This is a genomic window from Azospirillum sp. B510 (genome assembly GCF_000010725.1).
Taxonomy (GTDB): Bacteria; Pseudomonadota; Alphaproteobacteria; order Azospirillales; family Azospirillaceae; genus Azospirillum; species Azospirillum lipoferum_B.
The window spans coordinates 636,561-648,680 of the sequence record NC_013854.1 but is presented as its reverse complement, the minus strand read 5'-3'; the positions used below and the strand labels follow the sequence as shown (position 1 = coordinate 648,680).

Sequence of the window (12,120 nt, the reverse complement as noted above, 5' to 3'; positions counted from 1 at the left end):
ACGCCGCTTAAAGCATTCTTTAGGCGGCGGTGTCAAGGCCTTTCGACCCGACTTTCGGAAGAACTTTCCAGAGCGGCGTCGCCGAAGCCCAGCCACACTCTTTACCCAGATAGAACTCCCCCGCCGAACCGAAGCTCGGCGGGGGAGGCAGGCTTATAGCATCACTCGACGATCTTGGCAACGACGCCGGCGCCGACGGTGCGGCCACCCTCGCGGATGGCGAAGCGCAGGCCCTCGTCCATGGCGATCGGTGCGATCAGCGCGACTTCCATGGCGACGTTGTCGCCCGGCATCACCATCTCCACACCTTCCGGCAGCGAGACCATGCCGGTCACGTCCGTCGTGCGGAAGTAGAACTGCGGACGGTAGTTGGTGAAGAACGGGGTGTGACGGCCGCCCTCTTCCTTCGTCAGGATGTAGGCTTCGGCCTTGAACTTGGTGTGCGGGGTGATCGAACCCGGCTTGGCCAGAACCTGGCCGCGCTCGACGTCCTCGCGCTTGGTGCCGCGCAGCAGCGCGCCGATGTTGTCGCCGGCCTCGCCCGAGTCGAGCAGCTTGCGGAACATCTCGACGCCGGTCACCGTCGTCTTCACCGTCGCCTTCAGGCCGACGATCTCGACTTCGTCACCGACCTTCACGATGCCACGCTCGACGCGGCCGGTCACAACGGTGCCGCGGCCCGAGATCGAGAACACGTCCTCGATCGGCATCAGGAACGGACGGTCCTTCGGACGCTCCGGCTGCGGGATGTACTCGTCAACCGTCTGCATCAGCGCCAGAACGGCGTCACGGCCGATCTCCGGCTGACGGTCCTCGAGGGCGCACAGGGCCGAACCCTTGGTGATCGGAATGTCGTCGCCGGGGAACTGGTAGGACGACAGCAGCTCGCGAACCTCAAGCTCGACCAGCTCCAGCAGCTCCGGATCGTCGACCATGTCGACCTTGTTCATGAACACGACCAGCGCCGGAACGCCGACCTGGCGAGCCAGCAGGATGTGCTCGCGGGTCTGCGGCATCGGGCCGTCGGCGGCCGACACCACCAGGATCGCGCCGTCCATCTGGGCGGCGCCGGTGATCATGTTCTTCACATAGTCGGCGTGGCCCGGGCAGTCGACGTGCGCGTAGTGGCGGTTGGTCGTCTCGTACTCGACATGGGCCGTCGAGATCGTGATGCCGCGCGCCTTCTCTTCCGGCGCCTTGTCGATCTGGTCGTAAGCGGTGAAGGTCGCGCCGCCGGACTCCGCCAGCACCTTCGTGATCGCCGCCGTCAGCGACGTCTTGCCGTGGTCGACGTGGCCGATCGTGCCAACGTTGCAGTGCGGCTTGTTCCGCTCAAACTTTGCCTTCGCCATCGCTTTGGTCTTTCGTTCCCGACGTTCCGGACGCACACAATGGCCCGGCCGAGATCGGTTCTCCGTGGCGCGCAGGGGATTGGAGCGGGTGAGGGGAATCGAACCCCCGTCGTAAGCTTGGAAGGCTTCTGCTCTACCATTGAGCTACACCCGCCCGAGCCATCCCGCCGGCGCGACCGTCCGGGGCAAACGCGATCACGGACAAGCCGTGGAATGTAGTGGTGGAAGGGGCTGGATTCGAACCAGCGTACGCGTACGCGGGCAGATTTACAGTCTGCTGCCTTTAACCACTCGGCCACCCTTCCAGTCCGCGGCCTGGCAGTGCCCGCCGCGGAGTTCGGCAATATGCGAATTTTTCAGACCTTGTCAACACGGGTTAAGCGGTTCACACCAGAAAAAATTCCGCCGCCGATTCCGGCGGTCCCCTCCCCTTCCTCGTGGGTCCCATGACGCGCTCCAGACACCCGGGCTCCAGCCCCGCTTCCCCCCGGAATTCCGAACGGCAGGCGGAGCGGACCGGCGCCAAACCGCAACATCAGCCGCAGCACGGCGCCGCATCCCGGCAGGACCAGACCGACGATGCCGGGCGCGGGCGCCGGGGGGCGACCAAGGGCGGCCGCGCCCCGGCGGCACGCGGCGTGCTGCTGTACGGCCTGCATCCGGTCGCCGCCGCCTGGACCAATCCGGAACGGCGGATCCACCGCCTGCTGGTCACCGACTCGGGCCGGGCGGCACTGGAGCCGGTGATCGCAGAGGCCCGGGCTCGCGGACTTCAGCGGCCAGAAGCATCGCCGGCCGACCGGGTGGAACTTGATCGGATGCTGCCACCGGGGGCCGTGCATCAGGGTATCGTCATCGACGCCTCGCCGCTGCCCGAACTGGGCATCGAGGATCTGTGCAACGAGCTGGCGTCCGAGCCGTCGGCGGTGATCGTCGCCCTGGATCAGGTGACCGACCCGCACAATGTCGGCGCCATCCTGCGCTCCGCCGCCGCCTTCGGCGCCCGCGCCGTGGTGGTGACCGAGCGTCACGCGCCGGAAACGACCGGCGTTCTGGCCAAGAGCGCCTCGGGCGCGCTGGAGGCGGTGCCGCTGGTCCGCGTCACCAATCTGGCCCGCGCGCTGACCGACCTGCAACAGAACGGCTTCTGGTCGGTCGGGCTGGCCGAATCGGGGCCGTCGACGCTGGCGAAGCTGGATCTCACCGGGAAGACGGTGCTGGTGATGGGGGCGGAGGGCAGCGGTCTGCGCCGGCTGACCATGGAGCGTTGCGACGCCATCGCCCGGTTGCCGACCGGCGGGCCGGTGGGCAGCCTGAACGTCTCCAACGCCGCCGCGGTGGCGCTGTACGAAGTGGCCCGCCTGCGCGAGTGAGGCGGGCACCGCCGCCTGCGTTCTCAAGTGCTTGTTTGCACGGGAAAGGGACGCTAAGGTGTGCCTCCCGCGAGCGACGGGAGCGCCGGATTAGCTCAGCTGGTAGAGCAGCTGATTTGTAATCAGAAGGTCACGGGTTCGATTCCTGTATCCGGCACCACGCCAAGGCCCTGAAAGGTAACGCCTTTCGGGGCCTTTCCCTATGCGGGGTCCATGGCGTCGTTTCGCGGCGGACCTGCCGGCTTATCCCGCCCCGACGCCGCGACGCCCGCGCAGACGGCTCCGGTATGCCAGGCCGAACAGACCGAGCAGCGTTGCGCCGCATCCCATCGCCGTGACCATCAACCCCGCGCCGAAGGTGGGCGGCATTTCCCCGCTGATCGTGCCATCCGGCAGCTCCAGCGGGGGAAAGCAGCACAGGGATCCGGCAACGCCAGCGCTGCCGAAACCGATCAGCAGCGCACAAAAGGCCCAATAGAGCCGCCCCCACCCCCGGTTCCGCACCATCAGGAGCGTCGCCACGACGAACAGCGTGACCACCAGGGCGGGAATGCCGAACGCCAGGAACGTCATGCCGGTGTCGGACATCGCACACTCCCATGGTCTCAACCGCGCCTGACCGGGAATGGTCCCACGAACGCCACGGACAGGGAACCCTCGGCGGTTGGAGGCGGTTGGAAAAGGACCCTGGCCGCTCCTCGGTCAGCCCTACGCGAAAGTCCGATCATGACCGATCCCCTGCGTCCCGAGTCGGGCAATGACACGCCGACCACGCCCAGCGCCGAAGCCCACCGGATGCGCGCCGACATCGATCGCGGGCTGACCGGCGACAAGGTCCCTGCCCTCGATCCCGCCGCCGCACCGCTCGGCACCGACGACGAGGCCGCCGGCACCACCCCGCCGCATGGACCCTCGCGCGATCCGGTGGTTCCCCCCAACCAACGCATGCCGTCCGGTCAGAAGAAGGGCGGCGACACCCTCGACACCTGACCGGCGTTCGGGAAAGAGACGGCCGTTCCGCCGCCGCCCCTCCCTCTCTATTCCCGTCGCTCAGAAATAGCGCTCCGGCACGCGGACGACATCGTCCGGCATCACCGCGGTGGTGATCGGGGCCTTGCGGATCTCCTTCTTGGGATCGCTGCCGCGGGTGATCAGGACATAATCCTCCTTGGCGCGGTAGGTGTAGCCGCCGGCCATCGCCACCGCCGACAGGGCGGTCATGCCGTTGACATACTGGTACTGGCCGGGGTTGCGCACCTCGCCCAGGATGAAGAACGGCCGATGGTTCAGCACCTCGACGCTGACCTTCGGATCCTTGACGTAACCGGCGGCCAGACGGGTGGAGATCTCCTTCTCCAGATCACGGGTGCTGCGGTCCTTGGCCGAGACCTCGCCGATCAGCGGCATGGCGACCTTGCCGGTGCCATCCACGCGGAACTCGCCGGACAGCTGCTCCTCGCCGAACACGATGACGCGCAGGGCGTCGCCGGGACCGAGACGGTATTCGCCGATCTGACCGGCGCCGGCCGCCTCCATCGGCGCGTCGTTGCCGGCACAGCCGACCATGGCGACGGCGAGCGCCGCCAATCCAATCCCCTGGCCCAGCGCACGGATCACATGACGTCGATTCATCCCTAAAACCCTTTCCCTGGCTGGTGGATGCCTGCCGCGGCGCTCTGTGGTCACGCCCTTGAATTCGGGTGGAGACTAGCAACTCGCAAGCGCTTGGGAAAAAGTGGAGAGGAATTACCGCCTTCGGATCCGGGCAATACATCGCCGTCGATAATAAAAGCAGGCATAAGAGAAGGGCGCCCGTCATAGGACGGACGCCCTGCCCTGTTCAGCGGAACCTTTAGGACCTTCGGCCTGGACTTTCCGGACGGTCGATCCCGGCCCACCGGATTACATCTGCGCGCCGAGACGCAGATAGATCAGGTTATCGCTGTAATCCGCGCTGTTCAGGTTGGAGTTGCGCTTTTCATAGGTATAGCCGCCGGTCAGATAGAGATAGCGGTTCATCTGATAGGTTCCGCCTACACTGCCGGTGTAGACCTTGTCCTTGCGGTCATTGCCGTTGAAATCGTCCTGGCGGTACTGCAACCGGCCGTTCAGCACCAGCGAGCGCAACAGTTCATGGTCGACGCCCAGCGCGAACAGGCTGCGGGTGTAGCTGGACGCGCTGCCCAGCCCCGGGCTGGCCGAGGTCTCGCGCACCTGACGGCTGGCGGTGGCGCTGATGCCGGTCAGCTGCGTGACCGCCCAGTTCACGCGCCCGCCGAAGGACAGGCCGCTGAAGTCCTCCAGCCGCGAATCCTTGTAGTTGCGGACAAGATAGCCGGCGAAGACCTCGCCGGTGATCAGGCCGGTCAGATCGGTGGCGAGACCGCCCACCACCTCATAGCCGTCGGAATCGCGGTCGATGCCGAAGGCGTCGCGGTCGTTCTTGTGGCGGGTCCAGGAATAGGTGCCCTGGACGAAGGCCTCGTAGCCGTCGATGAACTCATAGCCGACACGGCCGACCGTCGCGTACTCCCAACGGTCGCGGTCGCCCTGGGGAGCGATGCCGCCACCGACCAGATCGACATCGTCATAGGAGATGTACTGGGCCGAGCCGGACAGGCGGGCGCGCAGCCGGTTGAAGCGCTGGGTATAGCCCGCCTCACCGCCGCTGGTGAGATAGGTCACCGGCTCGGCATAGCCCTGGAGGCTGTTGATGTCGCCGCGGCCCTCATGGTTGCGGCGGTGGAACAGCCGGCCGTCCAGCGCGCCGCCCTTGTTCACATCGAAACGCCCGTCGGCCTGAACGGCATAGTCCGTGAAGTTTTCACGGGTGTGGTCGCTGTAGCGCCCGGCATCGGCCGACGCCGAGAAGTTCAGCGCATGTTCCGAAAAGTCGGACTTGATGTCGAGCCGCGGCCGGACGGTCCAGATGACGTCGTCCTTATGATCGTCGCGGGTGGCGTAGACGTTGCTGTCATAGGTGGCGCCAGCCTCCACCCGCGGCAGGAACAGGAAGGAGCCGGCGCGCAGCCCGAGCTGCTCCAGCTCCGGCCGGCGGCGCTCCAGCACGGTTTCGCCACGCTGCAGGTCATCCTGGGCGGCGGCGGGAAGCGACGTCAGCCCGGTCGAGGCAAGAGCGAGGGCGAGAATGGAAAAGGTGCTGGTTTTCATGGAGTCACCGCTCTTGGCTGGGTTCGGTCGGCTCACTGGGCCGGGAGTTCGGCTCCTTGGTGGAACGCGCCCGTTCAACTGGTCCTTGCCGGAACCGATGACGGCACATCCTCGGCAAAGACACAACAAACCGTGCTTCCCACGCAACAGTGAAGCCCGCGCATCGCCGCTTTTGCCGCGTCCTGTGGTGTCGACGCAACAAAAAGAAATCGATGGGGTAATGACGGCGACATCAATGACGGGCTTGCTTTCAGCCCCCTTTTGCCATGGTCCTAAGATGAAGGTCATAGATTATTCGGATGGAACTGGCGGCAGCCTGGGCTTCTTGCTTGGAACCGCTTGGCCGCCACGCGGTTGTTCATCAGGTTTTCCGATCCGGAAAGGTGCCGCATGACACGCCGACTCGACACCCCGCCCCCGCCGCCTTCGACCAAGCGCCCGCCCGACGCCACGACCCCGCCCTATACGCCGGGCGGCGTGACGCCACCGGAAAGCGGCGACACCGTCAGCCCGCAGGAGAAGACCGCTCCGCCCGACAGCTATCCGCCCAAGCGGGCCCCGTGACGAAGAACAGGCGACAAGATGCGGCGGCCGGCACCGCTTAACAGGATGCCGCGGCCATGACGCCAGGAGGATGACGGCCCCAATTCGAGGAGAACCGACCCGTAGCTTATTTCCGAACCGGCGGCGCTTCTATTGTTGCGCGTCTGGTAACGATTACAGTCCTGTGGCTCTATGACGCATCTGCGAAGGTTGCACCGCGGCCATTGTGTTTCCTACCCTTTCCATGAGGAACGCATAATGGACAGACGGGGTGGCGACAGGCGGGAAGCGCCGCACACCCCTGCCCACGCAGCCGGGAGCGGCGGTCCACGCCCGCCCCAGCCTTCGCCCCGGACCGAAGGCGGGCGCGAACCACGGGCCTGCGCCATGGACGACTTCGGACGACTGCCTCCCGACGACTACCAGTTGGCCGGTCAGGCTCATCACCGCCTGCGCCGCGCCCACCAGCGGGCATCGTCGATCTTCATCGACCTGATCGGTGATTCGATGCTGACACCGACGCAATGGTCGGCACTGGCGACCCTTCATGCCGAAGGCCCGCTGTCGCAGAACCAGCTCGGCCGGCTGACCTACATGGACCCGGCGACCACCCAGGGCGTCATCCTGCGGCTGGTGGAGCGCAATCTGGTCGAACGCCAGCCCGACCCGCAGGATCGCCGCCGCACCAGCGTCCGTCTGACGCGGATCGGCCAGGCCCTGGTCGTCGACCTGACGGCGAACGCCGCCGCCGCCCACGAGCGCACGCTGGCCCCCCTGACGGAGGAGGAGCGGGTACAGTTCATGACGCTGCTGGCCCGCCTGATGTAGGCCGCCGCCCGGTCGGACGCGCATCGGAACGGGCCGCGGGACAGGCCATGGGAGGGGCCGTAGGAGGGAAAGGCGCCGATCAGTCGGTGACTTTTGCGCGGGGTTTGCTATGAACGCGGTGTGTTGCGTCGCACCGCGACCCGGACACGCACGCCGCTGGTCTCTTACCGAACCGGGGTCCCCGCAGGATGAAGCACCGCCGCCCGACCACCTCGCCGCTGGCGAAGGTCCTTGTCCCCGCCACTCTGGCCGCCGCCTTCTGCGCCGCGGCGTTCGCCGGCCCCGCCATAGCCCAATCGGCCAGGTTCTCCGGCGCGCCGGTGCGGGTCGGCGAGATCAACAGCTACACCGGCCTGCCCGCCTTCACCATCCCCTATCGCCAGGGCTGGCAGCTGGCGCTGGAGGAGATCAACGCGGCCGGCGGCGTGATCGGCTGCTGCGAGCTTCAGGTCGTCTCGCATGACGATGCCGGCAAGCCCGACGACGCAGTGCGCGTCGCCCAGGAGATGGTCAGCAACGAGGCGATCGACGTGCTGGCCGGCACCTATTTCTCCCACATCGGGCTGGCCGTCGCCGATTTCGCCGCGCGTAACAAGATTCCCTTCGTCGCGGCCGAGCCGCTGACCGACGCCATCACCTGGTCCAAGGGCAACCGCTACACCTTCCGCCTGCGCCCCAGCACCTACATGCAGGCGGCGATGCTGGTGGAGGAGGCGGCGAAGCTGCCGGCCAAGCGCTGGGCCACCGTCGCCCCCAACTATGAGTATGGCCAGTCGGCGGTGGCGTGGTTCAAGCAGATGCTGAGCGAAAAGCGCCCCGACGTCGAGTTCGTGGCGGAGCAATGGCCGGCGCAGGGCAAGCTGGAGGCCGGCCCGACCGTGCAGGCGCTTGCCGCCGCCAAGCCCGACGCCATCTTCAACGTCACCTTCGGAGCCGACCTCGCCAAATTCGTGCGCGAAGGCGAGGGGCGCGGGCTGTTCCGCAACCGCAAGGTCGTCAGCCTGCTGACCGGCGAGCCGGAATATCTGGAGCCGATGAAGGAGGAGGCGCCGGAGGGCTGGATCGTCACCGGCTATCCCTGGGACCAGATCGACACCCCCGCCCACAAGGCCTTCGTCGCCGCCTACACCGCGCGCTTCAAGGAATCGCCCAAGGCGGGCTCGCTGGTCGGCTACATCACCATGAAGGCGGTCGCCGCCGGAATCACCAAGGCCAAATCCGCCAATGCCGAGCCGATCGTCGACGCGCTGGCCGGCCTGACCATCGACAGCCCGGTCGGCCCGGTGACCTTCCGCGCATCCGACCATCAGGCGACCATGGGCGCCTATGTCGGCGTCACCACCGTCAAGGACGGGCGCGGCACCATGAAGGACTGGCGCTATGCCGACGGCGCCAACTACCTGCCGCCGGACGAGGCCGCCCGCAAGATGCGGCCGGCGGAATAAGGCATCGGGCTGCCGGCGCCCGCCACCGAAGCGGTCATCCCCATGTCCTTCCTCCTCGTCCAGGCCCTCAGCGGGCTCGCGACCGCGGCGACGCTGTTCCTGGTGTCGTCGGGGCTGACCATCGTGTTCGGCGTGACGCGGATCGTGAATTTCGCGCATGGCTCCTTCTACATGGTCGGCGCCTATGCCGGCTGGTCGCTGATCGAGCGCTTCGGCGGCACGCCGGCCGGCTTCTGGGGCTCGGTCGCCGCCGCGGCGGTGCTGACGGGCGTGATGGGGGCGGTGATGGAGATCGGGCTGCTGCGCCGGCTCTACCGCTCGCCGGAGCTGTTCCAGCTTCTCGGCACCTTCGGCGTCGTGCTGGTGGTGCAGGATCTGACCGCCTGGATCTGGGGACCGGAGGATCTGCTGGGCCGCCGGGCGCCGGGACTGAAGGGCTCCGTCGACATTCTCGACCAACCCTTCCCGCTCTACGACCTCGTGCTGATCGGTCTGGGGCCGCTGGTGCTGGGGCTGTTGTGGCTGCTGTTCAACCGCACCCGCTGGGGCACGCTGGTGCGCGCCGCCACCCAGGACCGCGAGATGGCCAGCACGCTCGGCGTCGATCCGGCGCGGCTGTTCACCGGGGTGTTGGTCCTCGGCTGCGCGCTGGCCGGGCTGGGCGGCGCCCTTCAGGTCCCGCGCGAGGCGGTGACGCTGCACATGGACATGGCGATCGTGGTCGAGGCCTTCGTCGTCGTCGTGGTCGGCGGCATGGGCAGCCTGACCGGCGCCTTCCTCGCCTCGCTGCTGATCGGCCAGTTGCAGGCCTTCGGCATCCTGGTCTTCCCTCAGATCACGCTGGTGATCGTCTTCCTGTTCATGGCGGTGGTTCTGGTGCTGCGCCCACACGGCCTGCTCGGCCGGGCCGAGGAGACGCCGCCGACCGCCCCGGCCACGGTGACCGTGCCGCTGTCCGCCGGGAGCCATGCCGGGCTGTGGGCGCTGGTCCTGCTGGCGCTGTTGGTCGCCGCACCGCTGGTCGCCGGCGATTACGCCCTGATCCTGCTGACCGAGGTGGTGATCCTCGCCTTGTTCGCCGCCAGCCTGCATCTGCTGATCGGGCTGGGCGGGCTGGTGTCCTTCGGTCATGCGGCATGGTTCGGGCTGGGCGCCTATGGTTCGGCCCTGCTGGTCAAGCATCTGGGCGCACCGATGCCGCTGGCGCTGGCGGGCGCGCCGCTGCTGGCCGGGATTGGGGCTCTGGTGGCTGGATGGTTCTGCGTCCGGCGGTCGGGGCTCTATTTCGCCATGCTGACGCTGGCCTTCGCCCAGATCGTCTGGTCCGTCGCCTTCCAATGGTACGCGGTGACCGGCGGCGACAACGGCATCCTCGGCGTCTGGCCGTCGGGCTGGGCGGCGGGCAAGGCCGCCTATTATTGGCTGACGCTGGCTCTGTGCGGCGGGGCGTTGTGGCTGCTGCGCCGGACGGCCTTCGCCCCCTTCGGCTATGCGCTGCGGGCCGGGCGCGACTCGGCCCTGCGCGCCGAATCGGTGGGCATCGACGTGCGCCGCTTCCAATGGATGGCCTTCGTGCTGGCCGGCAGTGCGGCGGGACTGGCCGGCGGGCTTTACGCCTTCGCCAAGGGCAGCGTCTTCCCCAGCCTGCTGGCGGTGCCGCAATCGGTCGATGCGCTGGTGATGGTGCTGATGGGCGGCCTCCAGACCGTCGCCGGCCCGCTGGCCGGTGCGGTGGCCTTCCATCTGTTGGAGGCCAAGGTGATGAGCCTTACCGACTGGTGGCGGCTGTCGCTGGGCCTGACCATCGTCGCCCTGGTGCTGGCCTTCCCCAAGGGCATCGTCGGCTTCCTGTCCGGCCTGCGTTCATCCTTTGGCGGGAGGCGGGCATGAGCGAGCTTGTGGTGCGCGACCTGCACCGCTCCTTCGGCGGGGTGCAGGCGGTCGGCGGCGTCTCCTTCACCCTGCGCGCCGGCGACCTGCTGGCGCTGATCGGCCCGAACGGCGCCGGCAAGAGCACCTGCTTCAACCTGCTGAACGGCCAGCTCCGCCCCGACTCGGGGTCGGTCAGGCTGGACGGCGCCGAGCTGGTCGGGCTGCCGCCCCGGCGCATCTGGGCGCTGGGGGTCGGGCGCACCTTCCAGATCACCGCCACCTTCGCCTCGATGACGGTGGCGGAGAATGTGCAGATGGTGCTGCTGTCGCGCGCCCGCCGGCTGTTCGGCCTGTGGCGTCCCGCCGCCGCCCAGTTCCGCAAGCCGGCGCTGGCCCTGCTGGAGCGGGTCGGCATGGGTCCCCAAGCCGACCGGCCCTGCGGCGTGCTGGCCTATGGCGACATCAAGCGGGTCGAGCTGGCGATGGCGCTGGCGAGCGAACCGACGGTGCTGCTGATGGACGAGCCGACCGCCGGCATGGCGCCGGCCGAGCGGCTCGCCCTGATGGCGCTGACGGCGGAGCTGGTGCGTGAGCGCGACCTCGCCGTGCTGTTCACCGAGCATGACATGGACGCCGTCTTCGGCCACGCCACCCGCGTGCTGGTGCTCGACCGCGGCCGCCTCATCGCCGAGGGCCCGCCGGATCAGGTGCGCGCCGATCCCCGCGTGCAATCCGTCTATCTGGGAGGCGAGGCGTGAGCGACGCGCTTTTGACGGTGGACGGCCTCCAGTCCTGGTATGGCCGCGCCCACATCCTCGACGGCATCGCCCTGACGGTGGGCCGTGGCGAGGTGGTGGCGCTGATGGGCCGCAACGGTGCCGGCAAGACCACCACGCTGAAGGCGATCATGGGGCTGGTGGAGCGGCGCGCGGCGGTGCTGCGCTTCGATGGCCGCGACCTGTCCGCCCTGCCCGCCCACCGCATCGCCCGGCTCGGCGTCGGCTATGTGCCGGAGGATCGCCGCATCTTCGCCGACCTGACGGTCGAGGAGAATCTGGAGGTCGGCCGCCAGCCGCCCCGCCCCGGCGCCCCGGCCTGGACGCCGGAGAGGCTGTTCGCCCTGTTCCCCAACCTCGCGGAGATGCGCGGGCGACGCGGCACCCGGATGAGCGGCGGCGAGCAGCAGATGCTGACCCTGGCCCGCACGCTGATGGGCAACCCGTCGCTGCTGCTGCTCGACGAGCCGTCGGAGGGGCTGGCGCCGCTGATCGTCAGGCAGATGGCCGACGCGGTGCGGCGGCTGAAGGCGGAGGGGCTGTCGGTGCTGCTGTCCGAACAGAGCCTGTCCTTCGCCTCCTCCGTCGCCGACCGCGCCTGCGTCATCGAGACGGGACGCCCGCGCTGGGCCGGCACGATGGCGGAGCTGATGGCCGATGACGCGGTGAGGGCGGCCTATCTGGCGGTGTGATGCTTTTTCAGTTTCCATGTACAGACAGGAGTCGAGCAAATTTTTATGGAGACTGCATTGCTGCACCT

Annotated in this window: 12 protein-coding genes and 3 tRNA genes; 9 read left to right on the top strand and 6 right to left on the bottom strand. The window is 68.0% G+C overall.

Going from position 1 to position 12,120, the window contains the following annotated elements; all coding sequences use genetic code 11:
• Window positions 1-161: 161 nt before the first annotated feature.
• From tuf to AZL_RS02975, 3 genes are all read right to left on the bottom strand, one after another.
• The gene (gene tuf, locus AZL_RS02985; protein ID WP_012973190.1) at window positions 162-1,352 is read right to left on the bottom strand and encodes an elongation factor Tu; all 1,191 of its coding nucleotides are present in this window, start codon (window positions 1,350-1,352) and stop codon (window positions 162-164) included.
• A gap of 80 nt (window positions 1,353-1,432) precedes the next feature.
• Window positions 1,433-1,506, bottom strand: a tRNA-Gly gene (locus AZL_RS02980).
• A gap of 65 nt (window positions 1,507-1,571) precedes the next feature.
• Window positions 1,572-1,657 (bottom strand) — tRNA-Tyr (locus tag AZL_RS02975).
• Window positions 1,658-1,798: 141 nt separating this feature from the next.
• Here AZL_RS02975 and rlmB point away from each other — a divergent pair.
• Together rlmB and AZL_RS02965 are read left to right on the top strand one after the other, a co-directional pair.
• On the top strand, window positions 1,799-2,725 hold the full coding sequence (gene rlmB, locus AZL_RS02970; RefSeq protein WP_042442421.1) for a 23S rRNA (guanosine(2251)-2'-O)-methyltransferase RlmB: 927 nt from the start codon (window positions 1,799-1,801) through the stop codon (window positions 2,723-2,725).
• Between the two features lie 84 nt (window positions 2,726-2,809).
• Window positions 2,810-2,885, top strand: a tRNA-Thr gene (locus AZL_RS02965).
• 83 nt (window positions 2,886-2,968) lie between these two features.
• Here the strand turns inward: AZL_RS02965 and AZL_RS33240 are convergent.
• The gene (locus AZL_RS33240; protein ID WP_052293614.1) at window positions 2,969-3,313 is read right to left on the bottom strand and encodes a hypothetical protein; all 345 of its coding nucleotides are present in this window, start codon (window positions 3,311-3,313) and stop codon (window positions 2,969-2,971) included.
• Between the two features lie 138 nt (window positions 3,314-3,451).
• Here AZL_RS33240 and AZL_RS02955 point away from each other — a divergent pair, with 138 nt between their 5' ends.
• Window positions 3,452-3,715: a hypothetical protein gene (locus AZL_RS02955; RefSeq protein WP_042442419.1), complete on the top strand. Its 264-nt coding sequence runs from the start codon at window positions 3,452-3,454 to the stop codon at window positions 3,713-3,715.
• A gap of 60 nt (window positions 3,716-3,775) precedes the next feature.
• Here AZL_RS02955 and AZL_RS02950 read toward each other — a convergent pair whose 3' ends face one another.
• Complete coding sequence (locus tag AZL_RS02950) at window positions 3,776-4,357, bottom strand: polysaccharide biosynthesis/export family protein (RefSeq protein ID WP_042442417.1); 582 nt, start codon at window positions 4,355-4,357, stop codon at window positions 3,776-3,778.
• 270 nt (window positions 4,358-4,627) lie between these two features.
• Window positions 4,628-5,896, bottom strand: a complete 1,269-nt coding sequence (locus AZL_RS02945) for an outer membrane beta-barrel protein (RefSeq protein ID WP_012973186.1) — start codon at window positions 5,894-5,896, stop codon at window positions 4,628-4,630.
• Window positions 5,897-6,286: 390 nt separating this feature from the next.
• Here AZL_RS02945 and AZL_RS36205 point away from each other — a divergent pair, with 390 nt between their 5' ends.
• The 6 genes from AZL_RS36205 to AZL_RS02920 all read left to right on the top strand — a co-directional run bounded on the left by AZL_RS36205 (window position 6,287) and on the right by AZL_RS02920 (window position 12,052).
• The gene (locus tag AZL_RS36205; RefSeq protein WP_158305957.1) at window positions 6,287-6,460 is read left to right on the top strand and encodes a hypothetical protein; all 174 of its coding nucleotides are present in this window, start codon (window positions 6,287-6,289) and stop codon (window positions 6,458-6,460) included.
• A gap of 366 nt (window positions 6,461-6,826) precedes the next feature.
• Window positions 6,827-7,267 carry a MarR family winged helix-turn-helix transcriptional regulator gene (locus tag AZL_RS02940; RefSeq protein ID WP_052293613.1) on the top strand — a complete coding sequence of 147 codons (441 nt, stop codon included), beginning with the start codon at window positions 6,827-6,829 and terminating at the stop codon, window positions 7,265-7,267.
• Window positions 7,268-7,455: 188 nt separating this feature from the next.
• A complete protein-coding gene (locus tag AZL_RS02935) occupies window positions 7,456-8,712 on the top strand; it encodes an ABC transporter substrate-binding protein (RefSeq protein ID WP_012973184.1) in 1,257 nt (418 codons plus the stop codon).
• Between the two features lie 42 nt (window positions 8,713-8,754).
• Complete coding sequence (locus tag AZL_RS02930) at window positions 8,755-10,602, top strand: ABC transporter permease (RefSeq protein WP_012973183.1); 1,848 nt, start codon at window positions 8,755-8,757, stop codon at window positions 10,600-10,602.
• Window positions 10,599-11,342: an ABC transporter ATP-binding protein gene (locus AZL_RS02925; RefSeq protein ID WP_012973182.1), complete on the top strand. Its 744-nt coding sequence runs from the start codon at window positions 10,599-10,601 to the stop codon at window positions 11,340-11,342. Before AZL_RS02930 ends, AZL_RS02925 begins: the two co-directional genes overlap by 4 nt.
• Window positions 11,339-12,052 (top strand): ABC transporter ATP-binding protein, encoded by a 714-nt coding sequence (locus tag AZL_RS02920; protein ID WP_012973181.1) that lies wholly within the window; start codon window positions 11,339-11,341, stop codon window positions 12,050-12,052. Before AZL_RS02925 ends, AZL_RS02920 begins: the two co-directional genes overlap by 4 nt.
• Window positions 12,053-12,120: the final 68 nt, after the last annotated feature.